This window comes from Halioxenophilus sp. WMMB6 (genome assembly GCF_033283405.1).
GTDB lineage: Bacteria > Pseudomonadota > Gammaproteobacteria > Pseudomonadales > Cellvibrionaceae > Halioxenophilus.
Map to the genome: position 1 here is coordinate 372,595 of NZ_JAWMQR010000002.1, position 24,304 is coordinate 396,898.

At 61.0% G+C, this 24,304-nt stretch carries 15 protein-coding genes; 6 read left to right on the forward strand and 9 right to left on the reverse strand.

Going from position 1 to position 24,304, the window contains the following annotated elements:
* The first annotated feature begins 177 nt into the window (after positions 1–177).
* From SBL51_RS07430 to SBL51_RS07445, 4 genes are read left to right on the forward strand one after another with little or no spacing between them, the layout of a single operon-like run.
* Positions 178–2,628, forward strand: a complete 2,451-nt coding sequence (locus SBL51_RS07430; protein WP_317930578.1) for a DUF1592 domain-containing protein — start codon at positions 178–180, stop codon at positions 2,626–2,628.
* A complete protein-coding gene (locus tag SBL51_RS07435) occupies positions 2,606–3,931 on the forward strand; it encodes a DUF1552 domain-containing protein (RefSeq protein WP_317930263.1) in 1,326 nt (441 codons plus the stop codon). Before SBL51_RS07430 ends, SBL51_RS07435 begins: the two co-directional genes overlap by 23 nt.
* 10 nt (positions 3,932–3,941) lie before the next feature.
* Positions 3,942–5,291: an ankyrin repeat domain-containing protein gene (locus SBL51_RS07440; protein WP_317930264.1), complete on the forward strand. Its 1,350-nt coding sequence runs from the start codon at positions 3,942–3,944 to the stop codon at positions 5,289–5,291.
* A 9-nt stretch (positions 5,292–5,300) separates the two neighbouring features.
* The gene (locus SBL51_RS07445; RefSeq protein WP_317930265.1) at positions 5,301–5,780 is read left to right on the forward strand and encodes a cytochrome c; all 480 of its coding nucleotides are present in this window, start codon (positions 5,301–5,303) and stop codon (positions 5,778–5,780) included.
* 144 nt (positions 5,781–5,924) lie between these two features.
* On the opposite strand, the gene SBL51_RS07450 is transcribed toward SBL51_RS07445, so the two are convergent.
* Entirely contained in the window at positions 5,925–10,166 is a 4,242-nt protein-coding gene (locus tag SBL51_RS07450; RefSeq protein ID WP_317930266.1) for a P-loop NTPase fold protein, read from the reverse strand.
* Positions 10,167–10,789: 623 nt separating this feature from the next.
* Between SBL51_RS07450 and SBL51_RS07455 the strand changes: the two genes are divergently transcribed.
* Positions 10,790–12,340 carry an alkaline phosphatase D family protein gene (locus tag SBL51_RS07455; RefSeq protein ID WP_317930267.1) on the forward strand — a complete coding sequence of 517 codons (1,551 nt, stop codon included), beginning with the start codon at positions 10,790–10,792 and terminating at the stop codon, positions 12,338–12,340.
* A gap of 162 nt (positions 12,341–12,502) precedes the next feature.
* On the opposite strand, the gene SBL51_RS07460 is transcribed toward SBL51_RS07455, so the two are convergent.
* The 6 genes from SBL51_RS07460 to SBL51_RS07485 all read right to left on the reverse strand — a co-directional run bounded on the left by SBL51_RS07460 (position 12,503) and on the right by SBL51_RS07485 (position 21,245).
* The gene (locus tag SBL51_RS07460) at positions 12,503–13,390 is read right to left on the reverse strand and encodes a TIGR00730 family Rossman fold protein (RefSeq protein WP_317930268.1); all 888 of its coding nucleotides are present in this window, start codon (positions 13,388–13,390) and stop codon (positions 12,503–12,505) included.
* A gap of 12 nt (positions 13,391–13,402) precedes the next feature.
* Positions 13,403–14,806, reverse strand: coding sequence for an MBL fold metallo-hydrolase (locus SBL51_RS07465; protein ID WP_317930269.1), 1,404 nt, complete (start codon positions 14,804–14,806; stop codon positions 13,403–13,405).
* Positions 14,807–14,997: 191 nt separating this feature from the next.
* Positions 14,998–16,755: a Na/Pi symporter gene (locus SBL51_RS07470; protein WP_317930270.1), complete on the reverse strand. Its 1,758-nt coding sequence runs from the start codon at positions 16,753–16,755 to the stop codon at positions 14,998–15,000.
* A 43-nt stretch (positions 16,756–16,798) separates the two neighbouring features.
* Positions 16,799–19,177, reverse strand: a complete 2,379-nt coding sequence (locus tag SBL51_RS07475) for a phosphoketolase family protein (protein ID WP_317930271.1) — start codon at positions 19,175–19,177, stop codon at positions 16,799–16,801.
* A 260-nt stretch (positions 19,178–19,437) separates the two neighbouring features.
* Positions 19,438–20,280: a mechanosensitive ion channel family protein gene (locus SBL51_RS07480; protein WP_317930272.1), complete on the reverse strand. Its 843-nt coding sequence runs from the start codon at positions 20,278–20,280 to the stop codon at positions 19,438–19,440.
* 170 nt (positions 20,281–20,450) lie between these two features.
* Entirely contained in the window at positions 20,451–21,245 is a 795-nt protein-coding gene (locus tag SBL51_RS07485) for a hypothetical protein (protein WP_317930273.1), read from the reverse strand.
* 197 nt (positions 21,246–21,442) lie between these two features.
* Between SBL51_RS07485 and SBL51_RS07490 the strand changes: the two genes are divergently transcribed.
* Positions 21,443–23,326 carry a cation:proton antiporter gene (locus SBL51_RS07490; protein ID WP_317930274.1) on the forward strand — a complete coding sequence of 628 codons (1,884 nt, stop codon included), beginning with the start codon at positions 21,443–21,445 and terminating at the stop codon, positions 23,324–23,326.
* Positions 23,327–23,419: 93 nt separating this feature from the next.
* Here the strand turns inward: SBL51_RS07490 and SBL51_RS07495 are convergent, their stop codons facing one another.
* Entirely contained in the window at positions 23,420–23,749 is a 330-nt protein-coding gene (locus SBL51_RS07495) for a cupin domain-containing protein (RefSeq protein ID WP_317930275.1), read from the reverse strand.
* Between the two features lie 57 nt (positions 23,750–23,806).
* Positions 23,807–24,286, reverse strand: coding sequence for a hypothetical protein (locus SBL51_RS07500; RefSeq protein WP_317930276.1), 480 nt, complete (start codon positions 24,284–24,286; stop codon positions 23,807–23,809).
* Between the last annotated feature and the right edge of the window lie 18 nt (positions 24,287–24,304).

The window sequence follows — 24,304 nt, forward strand, 5'->3', positions numbered from 1 at the left end:
CGCCCGGGCGGCCACTGAAGCGAGCCCTCACTTCGCGACACCCCTAAACTAGGTTGCCCACACCAATATCTGTCCAACAGGTCAGGAATTGGCTTGGTAATTGCTCTTATCTCTCCGCTCATCGCGGGCAGAGCCCCCATTTGTAACCACCCACAACAGCAGTAGCCACAATTGAGTATGAATCCTCCGCTCTTTCGCCCTGCCAACCGAAGCCGGCGGCCGGGCTTTAGTACACCCCTTGCCTTGGCAGCCGCCGTGCTACTGGGCAGTTTTACCAGTGCCCAGGCGGCCGCCACAGAAGCGGCCGAAGACCAGGCCGATGACTTTCTCGAGGAGTACTGCTCCCGCTGCCACAACGATGAACGGCTGTCGGGCAATTGGTCGCTGTCGGCGGTCGACACCGGGGATATCGCCCAGGGCGACGGCCTGGCCGAGTGGGAGGCGATACTGCGGGTGATCAACCGCGGCGAGATGCCGCCGGTCAAAAAGCGACAACCAAGCCCCGAGGAGCGCCAGGCCTTCACCGGTTGGCTGACTGCATCACTGGATGGCTACGCTGAGGCCCACCCCAACCCCGGCCGGGCGACGCTGCGCCGTCTGAACCGCACCGAATACAGCAACGCCGTCAGCGAACTGCTGCAGCTGCCGGTGGATATTCGCGAGCAGCTGCCCACCGACGACAGCGGCTATGGCTTCGATAACATCGCCGATGTGCTGTCGGTGTCGCCCACATTAATGGACCGCTACATCGCCGTCGCCGGCAAGGTGAGCCGCCTGGCGGTGGGCACCGCCAACCCGGCCCCCTATGTCACCACCTATGTACTGCCGAAGGATGGCTCCATCCTCAACCAGGGTATCCCCTCCTACGACTGGCGCATGAGCAACGACCTGCCGCTCAACTCCCGCGGCGGCGGCGCCTTGCACTACTACGCCCCTTATGATGGCGTTTATGAGCTGAGCGGTTACCTCAACGCCAACACCAACAACGAGACCGACCGTCTGGAGGCCAACCGCGTTAAATTGAAGGTGCCCCTCAGTGCCGGCCCACACAGCGTCGGCCTCACCTTCCGCAAGCAGCTGGGCTTGGATGAGCGGGTACAGGTACTGCACAACAGCACCGACGTGGTACCCCTGCCGACGGCGCCCCCCACCCAGCTCACTCTCGATTTTGTGGTGGATGGCGCCCGCGTCGGCCAGACCAGCGTCCCCTCCTATTACATGTCGGACCGCTACGCCCAGCACAACTTCCTGCGCGACGTGATTCAGATTGATGTCGATGGCCCCTACGAAGTGGGCGGCCCCGGCGACACCCCCAGCAGGGAGAAGATCTTCAGCTGCCGGCCGGGCTTGTTTATGAGTGAGCGCCGCTGTGCCAGCAAGATCATCCGCCAGCTGGCGCGCGAGGCCTATCGCCGGCCGGTGACCGACGCCGACCTCGAACCGCTACTGGCGCTCTACCATCAGGCCGCCGACCAGGGCGACTTCGAAGAGGGGATCACCACCGCCATTCAGGCGCTGCTGGTGTCACCCAATTTCCTCTTCCTTTATGAACAGGATCCAGCCAACGCCGCTCCCGGTAGCGTGCACCCCATCAACGACTTTGAGTTCGCCGCCCGCCTGGCGCTCTTTTTGTGGAGCAGCCTGCCCGACGAAGCGCTACTGAGCCTGGCCGAAAGTGGCCAACTGCGCGAGCCGGAAACCCTCGCCGCCGAACTGGAACGGATGCTGGCCGACCCCAAAGCCCGGGCTCTGCAGGAGAACTTCGCCGGCCAGTGGCTCTACCTGCGCAACCTGGAGTTCCACAAGGCCGACGTCTACGACTACCCCGCCTTCGATGCCCCCCTGCGCGAAGCGATGCGCCTGGAGAGCGAGCTCTACTTTGGCCACATAGTGCGCGAGAACCGCAGCATCATGGAGTTTATCCAAAGCGACTACACCTTCCTCAATGAGCGTCTGGCCGAGCACTACGGCATTACCGCGGTAAGCGGGCCGATGTTCCGCAAGGTGACCCTGCCGGCGGGACTGCCGCGCGGCGGCCTGCTCGGCCAGGCCAGCGTGCTGACGGTCACCTCCTACGCCAACCACACCAGTGTGGTGCGCCGGGGCAAGTGGATATTGGATAACCTGCTGGCGGCACCACCACCGCCACCACCGCCAGATGTCCCTGCCCTGGTCACCCAGCGCTCGGGCAAACTGTTGAGCGCCCGCGAGCAGCTGGCGATGCACAGCGAAGACCCGGCCTGCTCCTCCTGCCATGTGAAGATGGATCCGCTGGGGCTGTCGCTGGAGAACTTCGATGCCATCGGCAACTGGCGCACCGAGTTTGCCCAGCTGCCCATCGACGCCAGCGCGCAGATGCCCGATGGCACAGCTTTTGATGGCTTTGCCGGCCTGCAGAGGGTACTGCTGCAACGTAAACAGCAGCTTACCGAAGCCTTCACCCAGCGCCTGCTCACCTACGCCCTGGGCCGGGGGCTGGAGGCCTACGACCAACCCAAGGTACGCCAGATAGTGCAGGCCGCTGAAGCCGATGACTACCGCATGCACAGCATCCTGCTTGGCATTATCACCAGTGAACCATTCAACTACCGGAGGACGCCCGCGCATGACCAAGTTGCCCAGCATTAACCGTCGCACCTTTCTGCGTGGCGTTGGTGCCACCATCGCCCTGCCGGCGATGGAGTCGCTGTTGCCCAACTACGCCCAGGCTGCCCAAGGCGCCAAACGGCTGAGTGTGTTCTACATTCCCAACGGCCTGCGTATGCCCATGTTTACGCCAGCTGAAGTGGGCGCCAACTACGCCCTAACGCCACTGTTGCAGCCCCTGGCCCAACACCGACAGAGCTTCTCAGTGATCACCGGCCTGGCCCACTACAACGCCAACGCCCTGGGCGATGGCCCCGGCAGCCACGGCCGCAGCTGTGGCGCCTACCTGACCGGCGCCCACCCCAAACGCACCGAAGGCGCCGATATCTACTGTGGTATCTCCATGGACCAGGTGGCCGCCAATGCCATTGGCCAATCGACACAACTGGCTTCGCTGGAGCTCGGCATCGAACCGCCCAGTCTGCTCGGCAGTTGCGATGTCGGCTACAGCTGCACCTACACCAACACCTTAAGCTGGCGCAGCCCCACCGCGCCCATGCCCGTCACGGTGAAGCCGCGCGACGCCTTTGAGCGGCTGTTTGGCGACAGCGGCCTGGATGAGCAGAGCCGCCAGCAGCGACTGGCCACCAAGGCCAGTATTCTCGACTTTGTTATGGCCGACGCCGCCCGCCTCTCGCCACGCCTGGGCGCCAACGACCGGCGCAAGCTGGAGGAGTATATGGAGTCGATTCGGGCGGTGGAGAAACGCATCGAAAAGGCGAGCGCCCAGAGCGCCGACATCGATACCGGCAATCTGGTACTGCCGGCCGGGCTACCCAACGATTTTGAAGAGCACGTGCACCTGATGATCGACCTGCAGGTGCTGGCGTTGCAGAGCGACATGACCCGGGTGGTCACCTTTATGATGGGCCGCGAGCTGAGCAACCGCGCCTACCCGGAGATTGGTGTGCCCGACTCCCATCACAGTCTCAGTCACCACGGCGAAGACCCCGCCAAAGTGGCCAAGCTGATCAAAATTAACCAGCTGCACCTGCAGCAGTTTGGCTATCTGCTCGAGCGCCTGAGCAACACCGCCGATGGCGAGGGCAGCCTGCTCGACACCACCCTGGTATTTGGTGGTGCCAGCCTGGGTGAGCCCAACGCCCACGACAATATGGACCTGCCCGCCCTGGTGGCCGGTGGTGGCATTGCCGGCAACCGCCACCTGGCGCTGGCCAAGGATACCCCCATGTGCAACCTGATGCTGACCCTGCTGCAGGGGTTGGGTGTACCCGCCGAGCAGTTTGGTGACAGCAGCGCCAACCTGCCGCAACTGTTCAGCTAGAGGCCACCCCATGCAGAAACAGCTACGACACCTCGCCCTGGCGGCCGGCCTTACCGTGCTGGCCAGCAGCGTGGTACCCGCGGCCAATGCCGCCAAACCCGCCGCCGACCAACAACTGCTGGCCGCCGTGCAGCACGCCGATCTGAACCAGGCACAACAGGCCCTGGCTGCCGGTGCCGATGCCAACCACCTGCAACCGGATGGCTCCAGCCTGCTGGCCTGGGCGGTGGACAGCCAGTACCCCGCCATGGTGCAGCTGCTGCTGGCCAAGGGTGCCGACCCCAACCGCCACAACCCGGAGCTGCCGAGCTTCAGCCCGCTGCTGCTCGCCTGTGAACGTGGCGACATAAAAATCGTGGCGCAGCTGCTGGCCGCCGGTGCCGATGTCAGCGCCAGCAGCGAAACCGGCATCGCGCCGCTCGCCCTCTGTGCCGCCCATACCGACGCCGCCACCGTAGCGGCGCTGCTGGCGCTGGGCGCCCAGGTCGATGCCAGTGACCAGGCTGGCCAGAGCGCACTGATGCACGCAGCCGCCGCCGGCAACAGCGCGGTGGTGAGCCAGCTGTTGGCCAAAGGCGCCGACGCCAACCGCACCACCGAGGCCGGTTCCACCCCCTTGATGTTCGCCCTTAAGAGCAGCACCGACGAGGCCGCCCTGCAACTCCTCGCCAGTGGTGCCGACGCCAGTTACACCGCCCCGGATGGGACCACCATGGTGCAGCTGGCCATGTACCAGCAGCAGTACGCCCTGGCGGCCCGCTTTATAGAGCAGGGGGTCGACCTCAACGCCTACGACCGCAACGGCAATCAACTGCTGCACGCCGCCATCCGCGCCCATCAGCCTGAGCTGGTGCAACTGCTGCTGGCCAAGGGGGCCGACGCCAACGCCCTCACCGGCAAATCCAAAGTCACCTGGCGCTACGAGGTGAACTTCACCGCCCGCCCCTACCTGGTCTACGCCCAGTCGCCACTGCTGCTGGCGGCGCAATCCGGCCAGGTGGCGGTGATGCGCATGCTGGTCGACGCCGGCTGTGACACCCGCTTCACCAGTGACGACGGCAACAACGTGGTACTGGCCAGCGCACAAAGCAATGCCGCCAGCCTCGCCTATGCCCTTGAACTGCAACCCGATGCCAATGTCACAAACCAACTCGGCCAGACGCCGCTGCACCGGCTGTTGAGTATCGGCACCGATTCGGGCATCACCAACGACGACATCGCCGCCATGCTGCGGCTGTTGGCCAAGCAGGGGGCGCGCACCGATATCGCCGACCACGGCGGCAGCACCGCCGCCGAGTTGGGCTCGCGTGAACAGTACCGCTCCCAGGCGGACTTTCTGGCCGTATTTTCCAATAATTGAGGACGATTTATGATGTTGAACAAACGCAAGCTGGCCGGTTTTCCCACCGCGTTAGTGATGGCCGGAGGCTTGTTGGCCAGTGCCGCCACCTGTTTCGCCGCCAGTGATATGGAGTCGCTGATCGATGAGCGTCAACAGGGGTTTAAAGCCATGGGCAAGGGGATGAAAGCCCTGAACAAAGGCCTAAAGGCCGATGAGTTGAACCTGGCCGAACTGGCCGCCGCCGCCAGCGCCATCGCCGATAACGCCGGCAAAATTGATGGCTGGTTCCCGGCCGGCAGTGGTATGGAGAGTGGCGTCGAGACCGAAGCGCTGGACTACATCTGGAAGAACAACAGCAAATTCACCAGCATCACCGCCGATATGGTTACCGCCGCCAAGGCGTTGCTGGCCGCCACCGAGGGCGGTGACGCCGGCGCGATTCAGAACGCCCTGGGTGAAGCCGGTAAGTCGTGCAAGGCCTGTCACAACAGCTTCCGCGAAGATTAAGTGGCCGCCGGAGCGGCAGAGCTGCCGCCCCGGCATCCCGCTGCCAAAACCGCCGCGTCTATCCCACTCTCCTGTCATCCCACTCTCCTGTCACACACTCCTTTTTAACCGGCACTCCGAGCCTCGCTACTGTCTCAAGTATCGCTACTGAAAGGCCTTCAATAACTGATTGAACTCCGCCAGCCGGTCGATATCCACCCGCTTATCGCCATTACACCAGGCGCGGTAGTCGGCATCGAAATGGTCGATCGCCTGTGGCAGCGCTTGTGCCACTTCGCTGTAGAGCTCGGCCGGCAGCCAGGCTTTGAAATCATTCACCAAGCTGTCGATGAACTGCTCCCGGGGGAGCTCGGGGGCCGGCTTGCTGGTGTAGCGTTGCAGCAGCCGCTCCTGCTCAGCCTCATCGGTCAGCCCCAGGCTACGCAGGGCATAGACCACCACCAGCTGGCCCAGCTCGGCGTAGGCCAGCGGCTCGACCAGGGCACTCTTATAGAGGTTGACCATGCGCAGCAGATTGGTGGAGCGGCGCACCTGGCGTGGCGTGTTGCGCAAGCCGGCCAGGGAGTGGTTAAAGGCCTTGAGTATCTTTTTAAAATCTTCGGTGTCGTCCGGCTGCTGCCACTGGTCGGCCTTAATCAGCAGCGGCAGCACAAAGCCCGCCAGGCCGATAATGGCCGCGATCAACCAGGGCCAGAGCGTGTTGCTGGGGGCCGCTTCCTGGCGCAGCCGCAGGGGGCTATTGGCCGCCGGTGCGGGTTCGGTGGGGTAGTCCTGAGTTACCTCGCTGGCGCTGGCTGTTGCCTCCGCCGCCGGCGCCACATCAGTCGCGCTGCTCGCCGGCCCGCTGGCCACCAGCAGCGACTTGGGCTCGGCCAACAGGGTGGGGTTGATCACCGTCAGGTTCTGCCAGAGTACGGTCAAAAGCCCGGCCACCAGCAGCCAAACCGCCAGGCCGAAGGTCAGGTCCAAGCCCTTGATCAACCCCTGCCAGTGCCGCTTCGCCTTCTGCTCCTGCAGCAGGGGCGACTCCGTCGCCGCCTTTTCGTTATCGATCAATGCCTGGTAGTTGTCCACCACCTTGGGGGTAAAGACCACGTTGATCATCTTGTGCAGGTAGAGCTTGGCGGTTTTGCCGCTGCCACCGTGTACCTCCTGCAGCTGCTTCTCCAGATGCCTGGCCACCCGTTCGTAATCCATGCCCAGCACAAAAAAAGCTTCGCGGTTATCCGAGGAGAGCATGTTCAACACCTCCATCAGCTCGTGCAGCTTTTCCCGGTGCATACGGTCGAGGTCGTCGATAAAGATCACCAGCGAGTGGGAGCGGGTCATCTTCAGCGCCCAGGCGATATCAATTAAACGTTGCTTAACGGCGATAATGGCGGAGGGGTTTTTCTCGGCGGCGGCGTCGAGTGTGGATTTAAAACGCAGGCCAAAACCAAACACCCCCAGGGTGTTAAACAGGGTCACCACCGCGCCGATAAAGGTGCCCAGAAAAATCAGGGTGGGCGCCAGCTTCTGCTGGGCAACATGAAAGATATAGGGCAGGCCGGTGCCCAGCTCTTGGTTGAAGTGCTGCAGCAAAATAAATTGGCAGTTATCGGGCAGCACAATCGCTTTGGGCGCGGCCTCGCCGCTGCCTGCCGGCAGGCCCAGCAGCGGCTTAAAGGTGATCTCGTTGAGCAGGTCACGGCGCTGCTCAAAGGCCTCGCCCTGCAGCTGGCGCCAGGGGCAGCTCTCCCCGTCCGGCGTCAGCGCCATTAATTCGGCCACGTGCTGATCGGAGAAGAAAAACGGCTGGCTCAGATGCTCTGAGAAGATCTCGGCACGCACACTCTCGCTGTGGTAGAGGCTGAGCGCAAAGGAGGCGATGGCCAGCGACAGGCCAAATACCAACAGGTGGTAGAGCTGCAGTTTTTTCACCGCCAGGGCCAGGCGGAAGGCGAGGCCACGAAGGGTCCATAAGCGGGGGATGCCCTGCTCACCCATGGCCTTCACCAGGCCGCTCAACAGGTTGAGATCCTGGTGGTGCCAGGCGTTAAACCAGACCGGGGCAAAGCCGGTGCGCTGCAGGTCCTCGGCGATCATCCCCATCAGCGAACTCTTACCGGAACCCCAGTCGCCGGAGATAGCCAGGGTAAAGGGCTTGGACTGCGCCCGGTTGCGGATGAAGGTGCTCAGTGCCAACGCCACCGGCGCCCGGTTGAGGCGATCGTCGGCCAGCCGGTTAATGGCCCGATCGCTGATAAATTCGTTGCTGGCGTTGGGCTGGCTGCCGTTAGCATTGCCGGGTACAGCACTCTCATCCGCCCGGTGCGTGCGCTTCACCTCCACCTCGCCCTGGACGAAACGGTCACGCAGCAACTGCCAGACCATCGCCAACAGTGCCACCGCCGCCAGAGCCAACAACAACAGCACCAGCGGTGAGGGAGAGCGGCGGTAGCCGGCATAGGCGCGCCAACTCAAGCCGTCGTCGCTGGTGAGAATATCCTGTTCCCCCACCGCCACAAATTGCCGGCCATCGTAGGCGACACTGCGTAAGGTGGCAGATTGATCCGGGTTATCGGCCTCCTGCCAGGTGGTGCCGTCGGGGCTTGTCAGAATCGTCTCGCCCACCGCAATCCAAAGCCCGGCGCCACGGGCAATGCCGTGCAACCAGCCATACTGATCCTGCGCCACCTGCTGCTGCCAGCTGTTGCCATCGCTGCTACTGACCAGGGAACCCTCATCCAGCCCCAGCCAGAGGCCGGCGTCACCCAGCAGCTGGTAGAAGTTGAGTGAGCCCGCCGTGCGGCTCTGCCACTGCCGACCATCGCCACTATCGACCAACGTGCCCTTGCCACCGGCCAGCCAACGCTGGCCGTTATAGGCCACGGTTTTGATATCGATAATCTGGCGGGTCGCGGGCAGGCTGGTATTCGCCCAGTTCAGGCCATCGTCACTGCCAAGCAGGCGGTCGCCGTTAACCGCAAACCAACTGCCACCACCGCTGGCCACCTGGCTGATGCGCCCCATCTGGCCTTTGAAGCTGGCCCGTTGCCAACTGCGGCCATCGCTGCTGTAGAGCAGATCTTTAAGCCCACCAGCCACCCACTGCTCACCATCGCTGGCCACCCCGAGCATGACATCCTGCACCGGCGCGGTTAACGGCGCCCAATTGCGACCATCGCCGCTGCCGAGCAGGCCATCCCGCCCGGCCGCCACCCAGCCCTGGTCACCGCCGGCCACCGCCAGCCAGCCACTGCCGCTCTGGGCAATAGCACTTTCCTGCCAGCTCTGGCCATCGCGACTGGCCGCCAGGCCATTGCCCGCCGCCAGCCACTGGTCACCATTGCTGGCCAAAGCCCAGATCGAGCGCGGCAGCGGTTGCCCGCTCAACAGCTGCCAGGTTTCGCCATCGACGCTGTAGTAGAGCTGCTCGTCACTGGCCGCCAGCCAGCGCTGACCATCGCCCACCACAGCCGTTAAATGGAACTGGATGATCCGGACCTCGGCGGCGCCCTGCTTGCTGAGGATGTCGTCGCCAAGTACGGTGCCGTAGCGCCAATTGCCACCATCACTGCTGGTCAGTACCCGGTTATCCCCCACCGCCACAAATTGCTGGCCGTCGTAGGCCACCGCAGAGAGCACCGGCGTGCTCTCTTTCTCGAGCACGGTTGCCGGCCGAAAGCGGCTGCCATCGCTGCTGACCAGCAACCCCTGGTCACCCGCCACCACCCAGACACCGCCACCAAAGGCCAGGCTCTTGAGCGCGGCCTCCTGGCCGGAGTCACTCACCGGCTGCCAGCTTTGGCCGTCATTGCTGGCCAGCATCTGCTTTTCGCCCACCGCCAGCCAGAGGCCGTCGCCGTAGGCGATATCGTAAAGCGCCCCCTGCTCCGGCAGAGTCACTACCCGCTGCCAGTCGTCGCCGCGGTTGTCACTCAGCCACAGCTCCCGCTCACCTACCGCCACAGTCAGGTCGGATTCGCGACTCCAGGCCAGGGCGTGCATCTGGCCGTTGGCCCAGGCGCGGCGATTCCACCGCTGGCCATCACGGCTGCTGATCAGCTCGCCGTGTTGGGTTACCGCCAGCCAACGGTCTCCGGCCCAGGTGAGATCGAGAATATCGCCGTGCACGGTAAAGCGGGCCCAGCCGGCACCCTGTTCGATGGAGGAACGCCACAGGTTAAGGGTCAGCCAGTCACTGCTTCGGTAGTTAATGGGGCTATTAGAGAGCGTGGCAAATTGATGGGCAAAAAAGGCGGTCACCAGCAGCAGAGGCACCAGCAGCGAGCTTAGCGCCCTCAACCGCCAGCGGCCCGGGGGCTGGCTGACCATTCGCCAGAGGTCGCGGGAGATTTTTGAAGGTGGTACTTTTTGCGCGGACTGGTCCAAGCTAACACTCATAATCGAAGACTTTATTGAGCTGTTTTTATTGCAGCCCGAAGCAATGGATTAATCGGCCAATGCTTGAGGCTCACCCTGTCGTTATTGCTCGTCTATCGCGATGTTGCTGATCTATCTGTTTTTTTACTGCGCTATTTTGGCAGCGGTTTTACGCAGATTTTTACTCAACTTTTGATGGGTTCGCTGCCGGCTTTAATCGATTGTACCGAGTGGATTGCTGAGCCCGGCGCGATAGACACTATGCTAACAGTGGCGACAACCTCTTTTCCATCCCAATGCCGCCCCGTTTTTATTATTCGGCCATCAGCAACATGAAACTGCCATCAGCGTCCATTAATCTCTGGCCCATAGCTTGCTCACCGATTGATGAAAGGTGTTAGGGCCTGGTTACACTGATTTAGCGCTGCCTTTATTCAGCCCGCCCGCCGCAGGCGACAAACTGCGTTACCATAGGCGCTTTCGCCCGAAACCATGATTGGTGCTTTCGCCCAAAACCATGATAGGCGCTTTAGCCCAAGACGCAGATAGGTGCTTTAACCCGTAACAGTGATAGCTGCGCTATGCCGTGCAAATGCCGGTGCTTGCACCGGCGCAAGTAAACGCGAACGAACGAGAGAGAAGACGTGAAACGAAGAGAATTTCTTGGCCTTAGCCTGGCCGGTTTGGGCCTGACCGGCTGCCAGAGTTATTCGCTGGCCATCAGCGAAACCAGCGATCCAACCAACACCCCGGCCAGCGTGATTACCGGTATCAGCAGTGGCGATATCAGCCCCGATGGCGCGGTGATCTGGAGCCGCTGCAACACACCGGCGCTGATGCACGTTGAGGTGAGTGCCGACCCGGGCTTCGGCCATATCACACAATTTACTGGCAGCGCCGCACTGGCCCCCACCGACTTCAACGCCAAGACGGTGGTCACCGGTCTGCTGCCGGGGCAGACCTGGTTCTACCGGGTGCGCTTTGAGAGCCTGCTTGTGCCGGGCAGCTTCAGCGAGCCGCTCTACGGCCAATTTAAAACCGCACCGGTCATTGCCGGCGATCTCCGTTTTTGCTGGTCGGGCGATACCGCCGGCCAGGGCTTTGGCGTCGATGCCGAGCGCGGCGGCATGCTCACCTACCAGGCTATGCGCCAGCAAGAGCCCGACTTCTTCGTCCACTGTGGCGATCTGATCTACGCCGATAACCCCATCCCCGCCACCATCGACCTGCCCGACGGCACCGTCTGGCACAACCTGGTGACACCGGGCAAAAGCAAGGTGGCCGAGACCATTCAGGATTTTCGCGAGAACTACTACTACAATTTTCTCGACACCCACTTTGTCGACTTCCATCGCCACGTTGCCACCCTGCAGATGTGGGACGACCACGAAATTCGCAACAACTGGTACCCAGGCCAGATCCTCACCGACGAGCGCTACCAGGAGAAGAGCGTCTCCGTCCTGGCGGAGTACTCGCGCCGCGCCATGTTCGACTGCAACCCCATCCGCGTGCACACCACCGATGCCCGCCGCATCTATCGCAAGGTGGCCTACGGCCCGGGGCTCGATCTCTTCCTGCTCGATATGCGCACCTATCGCGGCCCCAACAGTGAAAACCTGCAAGCCGAAGCGGGCCCGGAGACCACCTTTTTGGGTGCCGAGCAGTTGCAATGGTTAAAGGCAGAGTTAAGCCGTTCCACCGCCACCTGGAAAATTATTGTGGCCGATATGCCCATCGGTTTGCAGGTGAAGGATTGGGGTACCGATATCGCCGAGAATCTGGCCAACCACGATGGCCCACCGCTCGGCCGGGAGTTTGAGATGGTGGAGCTGCTCAGCCACCTGAAACAGCAGCAGATTAACAACGTCCACTTTATTACCGCCGATGTGCACTACTGTGCATCGCACTACTACGACCCACAAAAAGCGCAATTTAAAGACTTTAACCCCTTCTGGGAGTTTGTCAGCGGGCCGCTGCACGCCGGCACCTTTGGCCCCAGTAAACTGGATGACACCTTTGGCCCGCAGGTGGTTTTTCACGGCCTGCCCGACGACTTTATACAGGGCTCGGCGCCCTCCGTCGGCTATCAGTTTTTTGGCCAGATGGAGATCAGCGGTACCACCGGCGAGCTCACCGTCAGCCACTTTAACCGGGCCGGCGAACAACTCTGGCAGATCACCCTGCAACCGGCCTAAACGCTGAACATATAAAATGGGTATAAAAAAACCGGGCGCACCTGCCCGGTTTTTATTTTTTTATCGCTTACGCCTGCGGAAAAACGACTCCTCTTCTTTTAATGGCCTCTTGGCGAGTGAGAACTACCCCTCGGCTTTTCATGACCTCTTGGCGAGTGAGAACTACCCCTCGCCCAGGGCCTGCCAGGCGCGCTCCAATATCGCCCAGGCTTCACTGGCGGAGTCGGCAAATTGGAAAAGTGCCAAGTCCTCCGCTTCAATAGCCCCCTGCTCCACCAGAAAATCGAAATTAATCAACTTCTGCCAATAGGCTTTACCCATCAGCACCACGGGGATGGGCAGGATTTTTTTGGTTTGAATCAGGGTCAGGGTTTCGAACAACTCATCCAAAGTACCAAAGCCTCCGGGGAAGGCCACCAGCCCCCGCGCCCGCTTTAAAAAGTGCATTTTACGCAGGGCAAAGTAGTGGAACTGAAAACAGAGTTCCGGAGTAATGTAGGGGTTGGGCATCTGCTCGAAGGGCAGCACAATATTGAGCCCGATATTTTTACCACCGGCGTCATTGGCACCGCGGTTGGCCGCCTCCATCACCCCCGGGCCACCACCGGTGACCACCACAAACTCGCGGCCGCCATGATCGAGAGAGAGCTCGGTAATGCGCTGGGCGAGCAGTCGCGCCTCCTCATAATAGCGGCTGTTGTCGAGCAGATTTTGGCTGATGCGTTGTTGCCGGGCGAGTTCGCCATCGTCGGGTGATTCATCCAGCAGCTGCACCACACAGTTGGCCGCCATGGCCGCCTTCTCCGGCTCAAGAAAGCGCGAGCCACCAAAAATCACCACGGTACTCTCAATACCGTGTTCATCCTGAATAAGATCGGGCTTTAACCACTCCAACTGCAGACGCACCGCGCGCAGTTCATCGCGCAGCAGGAATTCATCGTCGGTGTAGGCCAGGGCGTAGGAGGGGCTGTTCATGCGCGTTTTGCGCGCGGCAATCACATCCTCGGCGGCGGTGGGAAATGCACAGAAATTTTTAATCGACTCTTTCATAAATTGGCCCGGTTAAAATCGGATGCTGTCGTTAAGTTCGGGAATGTGGGCATGCCAGCCATGCTGCTTGGCGGCGGCCTGCAGCGCCTTTTTCGCCTCGGCCTCGCCGTGCACCAAAAACAGTTGCGGCCGCTTTGCCTCAAAACCTTTCAACCAGGCCAGCAGTTGCGCCTGGCTGGCGTGGGCGGAGAAGCCACCCAGGGTATGAATTTGGGCTTTAACGGTAATCTCTTCACCGGCCATATGGTAATACTTGGCGCCGTCGACCAGTGCCCGGCCGGGGGTGCCAATCGCCTGAAAGCCGACAAAGATCACGTGGGATTGTGAGCGCCAGATATTGTGTTTCAGGTGGTGGCGAATGCGGCCGCCGTTACACATGCCGCTGCCGGCAATAATAATCGCCCCGCGATCAATTTTATTGAGCGCGATCGACTCCTCGGTCGAGACCGAGTAGCGCAGTATCGGCAGAAAGTTGTGCAGGCTGCGGCGACTGCTCTGACCGCCCATTACCGCCCGGTCCTCGGCGTTAAAGACATCCTGATAACGGTGGTAAATTTCGGTGACGGCGATGGCCATGGGGCTGTCGAGGTAGACCGCCTGGGTGTTCAGCTTGCCGGCCTGGTAGAGCTCGCCCAGGCGGAAAATAATCTCCTGGGTACGGCCCACGGCGAAGGAGGGAATTAAAATGTTGCCGCCGTTTTCCGAGGCCTCGGTCAGTACCTGTTCAAACTCCTCCAGGGTTTCGCGCATGGAGCGGTGTTCGCGGTCACCGTAGGTGGACTCCAGCAGCAGCACATCGGCGTCGAACACCTGTTCCGGATCTTTCAACAGCGCCGCACAGGAGTTGCCCAGGTCGCCGGAGAAGACCAGTTTTTTCTCCACCCCGCCCTCGCTAATAAACAGCTCAACAATGGCCGAACCCAAAATATGGCCGGCATCCAAAAAGCGCAGTTCGATATCCTCGGTAATGGCGATGCGCTCGTGGTACTTGGTGCCCTGACAGTAGTCGAGCGCCTCTTCAACATCGGGCAGGCGATAGAGCGGCTCCACTTCATCCTTACCGGCGCGGCGGCGGCGACGGTTCTCCCACTCGGCATCACGCTCCTGCAGGGAGGCGGCATCTTTCAGCAGCACCTCAATCAGATCGCAGGTGGGCCAGGTCATGTAGATGGGGCAGCGCAGACCCTGGCGCACCAACAGCGGAATACGCCCGGAGTGGTCCAGGTGGGCGTGGGAGAGGACCATGGCATCAATGCGCTCGACATCGAACGGGAAGTCGCAAAGGTTGGCCGCCTCCTCTTCCCGCCGCCCCTGAAACAGGCCACAGTCGAGCACAATTTGTGATTTGTCTGTCGATAACAGATAACAGGAGCCGGTCACCCCCTCAATTGCACCTAAAAATTTTAGCGTTGCCATCTCAACCTCATTGCGCTTGTCGTCGTTGTAATTTTTTTGTTTTTACTGTCACGTTTTTTTAATTTCTGCGTTCTTAATATCCTGTTGGGCAGCTCTATTTTTGTGAAGTTCGAGCGGCCAATTTGTTACGTCCATTGCTTAAGCCGAGCCGCATAAACAGCCCCAGCCAAAATTGTCATTTCAGGGCCAGTTTATTTCCGAGGCGCCTCCGGCGTGGGTGGCGCTTCTGTGGTTACCTCTGCACCCGGAGCCTGCCCGGCATCGAGTGGCGCCTCAGATGCAACTGCCGGCTCGGCTTCCGGCTCCGCCGCCATCGCCTGCAATGGCGGAATCAGGCGCGTTTGGGTACCGGTGGCCAGTGACAGCGCGCGCAGATTACGCATCGCCTTCAACCACTGCTGGGCCACGTGCAGCGCCACCGCCATCATATCGATAATGGTCATCATGGTATCGAACTCCACCCGCCCCAAGGCTCCGGCGCTGACCAGGCTGGCTTTAACTTGGTCGTGCAGAGCCTGAATCTCCACCAGCGACTGCTCGTAGTCGGTCTCCGGGCTCATGGTCAGCATCGCCAGCACCCCGGCCTGATAGCTCTCCAGTGACGCCTGCAGGTAGGCCAGATCCTGGGCGGCGATCTGCTCCAACTTGTGGTAGATGCCATCGGCATCGTGGGCGGTGCTCAACAGGTACTGATCGATGCGCAGCAGGCTGTCGAGTTGGTGACTGGTCTCTTCGGTGAGGGCGTTTTTCTGCAGCCCGACAATAAATTTGGAGATGCCGGCCGAGAGGCTGAGCACATGCTTCAGCTCATAGGCGATCTCGCTCGGCTGGGCGCGACCGTAGTAGAGACAGAGGTGACTCAGATTGCGCACCCGCTCGGCCAGGGCTTCCAGCTCCAGCACCAGCGCATTGACCGCCAGCACCGGCGTGGTGGCGATGGCTTTATCCAGGAACTGCGGCTGCAGGGTGCGCTCCTCGCGCTCGATAAAACGGCCCTCCAGGTAGCGCGCCAGAATGTTGGTTAACGGCAGCGCCAGCAACACCCCCAGCACGTTAAACACCGTATGGAACATGGCCAGGGTGACCGTAGGGTCGGCCTCCAGCTCCAGAAATCGGCTCAAGGCGTGCACCACCAAAAACAGCAGCGGCAAGATCAACAGTGCCACCACCGCCGTGCCGACATTAAACAGCACCTGCGCCAAAGCCACCCGCTTGGCGTTGGCGGTGGCCCCGATGGAGGCCAACAGCGCCGTGGTGGTGGTGCCGACGTTAGCGCCAATCACCATGGCCGCCGCCGCGTAGATACCCACCACGCCGGTGGCGGCAGCGGTAATGGTGAGAGCAATGGAGGCGCTGGAGGATTGGGTGAGAATGGTCATCACAAAACCGATCACCAGAAACAGCGCTATCTGCCCCGGCCCCTGCAGAGTGATGCGGGTTAAATCGAAGGCCGCCACCAACCCCTCGAAAGCATTTTTTAAAATATCGATGCCGACAAAAAAGAGGCCGAAGCCGACCAGCGCCATGCCCAGGGCCGCCATTCGCCCCTCGCGCTGCACAATGCGGGCGATCATACCAATGCCGATCATAGGCAGGGCAAAGGCTTCAATATTTAATTTAAAACCGATCAGCACCACCAGCCAGCCGGTGATGGTGGTGCCGACATTGGCCCCGTAGATCACCCCCAGGGCGCGGTGCATCGACAACAGGCCAGCGTTAACAAAACCGATGGAGGCAACGGTTACCGCGCTCGAGGATTGCACAATGGCGGTCATTAAAAAGCCGGAAAAAACCCCGCGCAGGGGCGTACGCGTCCAGTTGGCCAGAACGTCGCGCAGGGATTTACCGGCGGCCTGTTTGAGGCCGTCGGTCATCATGCCCACGGCCAGCAGGAACAGCCCTAAACCGCCGAGCAGTGCGCCGGCCAGTGCTACGTAATTGACTGCCATTTTTTATTGGTTACCTTCTACTGCCTGCAACGACCGGGGCGGATTACAAACTCCACACCCAGTTCTCCTCCTCGGGCAGATCGACCCCCACCTCGTGGGCATAGGCCTGACACTGCAACTGCCGGTGACGATACTTCTGTTTGGCGTGAGCGCCGGCCACCTGCAGCGCCGGCACCCGGTCGATGACATCGATGGCCAGGCTGAAGCGGTCGATCTCGTTTTTAATGGCCAACTCCAGCGGAGTGTTGATATTGCCCCGTTCTTTGTAGCCGCGCACGTGTAAATTGCGGTGATTATTGCGCTTGTAGGCCAGGCGATGAATCAGCCAGGGGTAGCCGTGAAAATTAAAAATAATCGGCTTGTCTTTGGTGAACAGGCTATCGAAATCGGTATCGGTCAGGCCGTGCGGATGTACGTGCGGCGAGGCGATACGGAACAGGTCCACCACGTTGATAAAGCGCACCTTTAACTCGGGGAAATCAGCGCGCAGCAGGGCCGTGGCCGCCAGCGCCTCCTTGGTGGGAATATCGCCGCAGCCGACCAGCACCACATCCGGCTCCTGGCCGTCGTCGTTGCTGGCCCACTCCCAGATACCCAACCCCTGGTCGCAGTGGCTGATCGCCTCGTCAATGGCGAGATACTGCATATGCGGCTGCTTGTCGCACACCATAACGTTGATCTTGTTTTCACTGCGCAGGCAGTGGTCGGCGGTGGCCAACAGGGTGTTGACGTCCGGCGGCAGATAGACCCGTGTCACCAGCGGGCTCTTATTAACCACCACATCCAGAAAACCCGGGTCCTGATGGGTGAAGCCGTTGTGGTCCTGGCGCCAGACGGTGGAGGTGATGAGCAGGTTGAGCGAGGCCACCGGCGCCCGCCAGGAGATAGACTCACACATCTCCAGCCACTTGGCGTGCTGGTTGTACATGGAGTCGATCACGTGCACAAAGGCTTCGTAGGTGGCAAACAGTCCGTGGCGGCCGGTGAGCAGATAGCCCTCAAACCAACCCTCCAGGGTGTGCTCCGAGAGCATCTCCATCACCCGGCCGTCGGCGCTCAGCTCGCCGCCGTTGTCATCCTCCGGCAGGCGCTCGGCCAGCCAGCACTTTTTGGTCACCTGGTAGATATCGTCGAGCTTGTTGGAGGTGGTCTCGTCCGGGCCAAAGACGCGAAAGTTATCGCGGTTGCTCTGCATAATGTCGCGCAATAGCTGCCCCAGGGGGCGGGTGTTGGGCAGGTGGATCTGCCCCGGGTGCAACACCTGGGCGGCGTAGTCGCGAAAATCGGGCAGGCGCAGGTTGCGTTTCACCAGGCCGCCGTTGGCGTGGGGGTTGGCCCCCAGGCGCCGCTCGCCCTTGGGCGGGAAGCTGGCCACCTGGGGTTGCGGCCGGCCCTCACTGTCAAACAGCGCCTCGGGCCGGTAGCTGCTCAGCCACTCAATCAACAGCTGCAGCTGCTCCGGGTTGTCGCGCACCTCTTTCAGCGGCACCTGGTGCGCCCGCCAGAAGCCCTCTATCTTGTTGCCGTTGAATGCTTTCGGGCCGGTCCAGCCCTTGGGTGAGCGCAGGATAATCATCGGCCAGTGCACCCGCTGCGCCTGGCCGCTGGTGCGCGCCTGCTGCTGGGCGGTGCGAATGGCGGCAATGCACTCATCCATGGCTTTGGCCATGGTGTTGTGCATCGTCTCGGGGTCGTCGCCCTCGACAAAATAGGGGCGCCAGCCGTAGCCGGTGAAGAGCGCCTCCAGCTCGCCATGGGGTATGCGGGAGAGCAGGGTCGGGTTGTTAATCTTGTAGCCGTTCAAATGCAGAATCGGCAGCACGGCGCCGTCGCGCACCGGGTTTAAAAATTTGCTGGAGTGCCAGGCGGTGGCCAGCGGGCCGGTCTCGGCCTCGCCGTCACCCACCGCCACGGTGACAATCAGCTCCGGGTTGTCGAAGGCGGCACCAAAGGCGTGCGAGAGGCTGTAGCCCAGCTCGCCACCCTCGTGAATGGAACCCGGCACCTCCGGCGTGCAGTGGCTGCCGGCGCCGCCGGGAAAAGAGAAGTGTTTAAAGAGCTTCTGCAGGCCGCTTTTGTCCTGGCTGAACTCCGGGTAGACCTCGCTGTAGACCCCATCCAGGTAGGTGGGCGCAATCACCCCCGGGGCACCGTGGCCGGGGCCGGCCAGGAAGATCGCCTCCAGGTCGAACTGGTTAATGGCGCGGTTCAGGTGGGTGATCATAAAGGCCAGGCCCGGGCTTGAGCCCCAGTGGCCCAAGAGCCGCTGCTTCAGGTGTGCCGGTTGCAGTGGCTCGGCCAGCAGCGGGTTGTCGCGCAGGTAGATCATCCCCGCCGCCAGGTAGTTGCAGGCCCGCCAATAGGCATCCAGCTGCTGCCGTTCGGCCTCGCTTAAATAGCTGGTGTTACTCTCTGTTGTCATGTGCTTGCTCCCTGGCTGGTGCCCGGTTGTTATTGGTGTTCGACGGCGATTGAGTGATCGCAAAAGGCGCCGCCAGCGCTGGCTGCTCTCGCCGTGCGCCGACCTTCAGCTTCGGCGGCAGGGCAAAAGTCTATGCAGACGCCCGCCAAATAGCCATGCCCACAACCCCCGCGCAGGGCGCCGACAGCCCACTGGGCCGGGCAATTGGCTATTAGCTTGATCCGCCTCAAGCCAATAGCCTGAAGCCAGGCGTGCGAGGATTACTCGCCCTCGGCTTCTGGCCCGGCCACGGGAAAGGGGCCGGTGGCGGAGCCGGCGTAGAGTGACAGGTGGGGAAAGGGAATCTCAATCTGCTCGGCATCGAAGCGAGCTTTAATGCGTTCGTACATATCGCTTTTAACATCGCGCACCAGCTCGCGCTGGGTCCAGACCGAGAGCTGCAGGTCCACCGACGAGGCACCAAAACCGGTAACGATGCAAAACGGCGTTGGCTCTTCCAGCACGCGCAACTCGTCATTGGCCAGCTCCAGCAGCACCGCTTTCACCCGCGCCAGCTCCTCCTTGTAGGCCACCCCCACCAGCAGGTCGATACGGCGAATGGGGTAACGGGTGAGATTGACCACGGTGGTTTTAATTAACGACTCGTTGGGAATGCGCACAAACAGGTTGTCGAAGGTGCGCAGTTTTACCGACAGCAGGTCGATACTGATCACCTCGCCGGTGTCGTTGCCGATGCGCAACACATCGCCAATCTGGAACGGTTTCTCGCCCAACAGAAACAGACCGCTGATCAGGTTGGAGGCGGAGGTCTGCGAGGCGAAACCGATGGCCACCGTTAAGATACCGGCTGCCCCCAACAACACGCTCAGATCAAAACCGAGAGCGTCCACCGTCGACACAGTAAAGATGATCAACACCCCGTAGTAGATTACGCGGCTGTACATCGCCAGGGCATGGGCGGAGATTTTGCTCTCCATGGTTTTGCGAAACAGCGAGCGCAGAAAATTGGCCAACAGCCAACCGGCGGCCAAAATCAGCATCGCCTTTAAAATGGTGATCAGCGACAGGGACTCAAAAATCGATAAATCAGTGGTTTCGTTCATGGGGCTTTGGCTGCCTTAACGGTAAGAGGAGACTGGGGCCTGCCGACACTAGGGCCTGTTCACACTAATTTAGCACCTCTGTTGAGCTTGAAATGAGCTCGATCTAGGCGCGAGCCGCGTAGTTTGGTGGGCCCAAATCAGCAGTGGTGCTAAATTAGTGTTAACAGGCCCTAGGCAAAGAGGTTGGCCCAGGCGCTGATCAACATCCCCTTTTCGGTGACCTTGCGCGGTTTGGTGAGCGCTTTGACACTGCCCTGGGGCGCACCAATCTGCACCACGCCGCGGCTCTTTTCGGCATCCATGGTGATGGTCAGTGGTTCGGTGGCAAGCAGCCCCCGGGTACTGAACACCGACAGATAGGGGCAGGGCAGGCTGAGCCGTTCCAGCTTTCTCGACTCGCTGCTTTTGTTGTGAATCTCCACCGGCGTTAACACCCGGTAGGGCAGATTCAACAACTGGCTGGCATCGAGCCGGGCGTGGGTGTGTGAGCCGTAGCAGAGTTCACCATTGCCGGTGACCCCGCCCATCCAGGTATCGGACAACTGCTGCACCGGCAGCTCCTCACTGATGCGCTCCGACAACACCACCTCCAGCCAGACCGGAGTACTCACATAGAGGGTGATTTTGCTCTGCCCGGCTAATGTCAGCGGCGAGATAGGGCGCACCACCACCGGCCGGTCGGCCAGGCGCGGCAGCAGCGTGACATCGGCGGTCATGCGGTCGAGGGCGATGCGGCTGGTGGGCGCCGACTCATCCAGCAGCGACTCCTCACCCACCCACTCACTTCGGAAATCACCCAGGGCGCCCTGCTTCTGCCAGGCGTAACGCAGCTGCCACTCGTGAGGGCGGCGCTGGATGGTAAGGGTCAAATCGCCCATCGCCACCAGCAACGCCTGGGTTTTTACCTGCCAGGTCTGTTGCCAAAGGCTGCTGGTGGCCAGGTCCTGGCGTTCGGATTCGGGCATAGAGCTTCTCGTTGGTAGGCACCCGCGGCCGGGCAATTTTAAAAGCGAAATTATTCATTAAATTGTGGCGTGGCACCACTGGCCACGCCATAACACTAACGCCATGACACTGAAGTCATAACAGCGGTGCGCTGGCCCCCGGCCACCATCTTCGCTACAGTGCCAACACTTTTAACCGGGCAGAATGAGAACAGCGCTTGGAGCACGGACCCATTTTCAGTTTGGCACTGGTCGGCGTACTGGGCCTGGCCAGTCAGTGGCTGGCCTGGTGGCTGCGGCTGCCGGCGATTCTGTTTCTGCTGTTAACCGGCATTGTGATCGGCCCCGGCCTCGGCTGGCTGCACCCCGATCAGCTGTTTGGCGAGCTGCTCTTTCCGCTGGTCTCCATGGCGGTGGCGGTGATCCTGTTTGAGGGCAGCCTGACCCTGAAATTCAACGAGATAAAAGGGATGGAGTCGACGGTGTGGCGCATGCTCAGCCTCGGCTTGATCGCCAGTTGGGTGAGCATCTCCCTGTTTACCAGTTGGCTGCTGGAGCTCGACTGGCATCTCTCGCTGCTGTTTGGCGCGCTGGTGGTGGTCACCGGGCCGACGGTGATTGTGCCCATGTTGCGCTCGGTGCGGCCCAACAGCCGCATCACCAATATTCTGCGTTGGGAGAGCATACTCATCGACCCGCTCGGCGCCCTGCTGGTGGTGCTGGTCTTTAATTTTATTGTGGCCGATGCCAACGGTGGCAATGAGTGGCTGGCGGTGGCCGTGGTGTTCAGCAAAATTTTGGTGATTGGTGTGGCCTTGGGTTGCGGTGCCGGTTACCTGTGTGGCCAGGTGTTGCGCCGACAGTTAATTCCCGGTTACCTGCAAAATGTCTTCGCCCTGATTGCCGTGTTTGCGGTGTTTGCCCTGTCCGATACGCTGGAGCATGAATCCGGCCTGTTGGCGGTAACCATCATGGGCATCTGGCTGGCCAACATGGCCGGCGTGGAGACCGAAAATATCCTCGACTTTAAAGAGAGCCTGAGCATTCTGTTGATCTCCGGCCTCTTTATTTTGCTGGCTGCGCGCATCGACCTACACGACCTGATCACCCTCGGCTGGCAGGCCATTGCGGTGCTGGCCTTTATCCACTTTATTGCCCGCCCTATTAAAATTATCAGCTCCACCTTCGGCACCGACCTCACCTGGCAGGAGAAGACCCTGATCAGCTGGATTGGCCCGCGCGGCATTATCGCGGCGGCGGTCTCGGCGCTGTTTGCCCTGCGCCTGTCGCAGCTCGGCTACGCCAACGCCGACCTGCTGGTGACACTCACCTTTGTGGTGATTATCGGCACCGTGGTGTTTCAAAGCTTAACCGCCAAACCGCTGGCACAGCTGCTCGGCGTGGTGGAGCAGGCGCCCCAGGGGACGCTGTTGATCGGCGCCAATGTGGTCTCGCGCACCATCGCCCAGGAGCTGCAAAAAAATGGGTTTGATGTGCGCCTGGCCGACAGCTACCGCAGCAATGTCCGCCTCGGTCGCATGGCCGGGCTACGCGTTTTTCACGGCAACCCGGTCTCCCGCCTGGCGGAAAAAGAGCTCGACCTGGTGGGCCTGGGGCGCATGTTGGGGGTTTCGCAAAACGATGAGCTAAACCTGCTGGCGGTGCAGCGCTACGGCCGGGAGTTCGGCAAAAAACGGGTCTACGCCCTGCCCAGCCAGGCCAGCCTGCGCAAGGGTGAACGCGAGCAGGTGGCCGAGGAGCTGGCCGGTCTGACGCTCTTCTCCGGCGACGTCACCTTTGCCAAGCTGGCCAGTCTGATTGCCCAGGGGGCGGAGATGCGCACCACCAGCATCAGCGACGAGTTCACCTTCGAGCACTACCAGCAACAATATGGCAGCCGCGCCATTCCCATGTTTTTAATGAACGGCAATAAAAAGCTGACCGTGCTCCAGGAGAAACCCACTGCCGAGCAGGTCTCCTCCGGCACGCGCATTATTGCGTTGGTGCAGGCCGACAACTCGGCTAAAGAGCGTGGCAGCGGCGAGCCCAACGCTAAAGGGAACAGCAACGGCAAGAGCGGTAACAAAGAGAATGGCCACTAAGAAGAAGGAGAAGGAGAAGGAGAAGGAGAAGGACAACCACTAACCTGCCCACGGCTCAACCCAGTAACGAGTTGTTTAAACCCGCCGCCGCGCTCACCCCTCTACCGCTTCGCCACCTTCCGGGCCATAGAAAAATACCCAGGTGGCGAAGTCGTCGCTGAATTCCTCAAAGCGGTGTTCCACCCCGGCCGCGACAAACAACACCTCACCCGGTTCAAACGGCTGGCGGCTGTCACCACAGACAAACCAGCCGTGGCCGGAGACAATCACATAGAGTTCATCGCGCGGGTGCGGGCTCTGCCCATCCACCTTGTCGGGCTGATAGTACTCCACACTGAGGGAGCCGTGGCGGAACAGCTCAACAAACGGCGCCGCTACCTGGCCAAGCGCCTGGCCGGCGTTATTGCGGGTTAACCTGGGCATAACAATCGCTTACGCAGAGTCACTGCGATGAAAGAGAGGGTGGTCGATTTTGCGCGCTTAGGAGAGTTTTGGAAACTGGCTCAGCACCTTGTCGACCAGCTCTGGGTCGGCGGCCTCTTTACTGATCTCAAAGCTGCCCACGGTGCCCTTAAATTTGGTGGTGCAGGCGACGATGATCATTGAGATGGCGACACCGGTGGCGAGAATGGTGCCAGCCAGCAACGCGTCATCGCGGTAGCGGTCAACCACCTGCTGCAGGGCATCGGCCATGGCCGGGTCGGCGGCAAAGCCCAACAACAGATCTTTGGCGAGGGCGGCGGAGGCGGCTTGCGACAGTGGCTGCTGCCACTGCTCGTCGGAGATGGCCAGCGCCTCGTTAAAGGCCACCGCCTCCTGGTAGCTGGCGGGAATGGCGGCAATAATCTGCTCCGGGTTGGAGTCCATCCCTTCAAACAGCTGGCTGGCAAACTCTTCCAGCACCCGCACCCGGGTGCGATCATCCATGGCTTCTATTGTGCGAATTAAACTTGCAGACACTCACCTTCTCCTTATCAA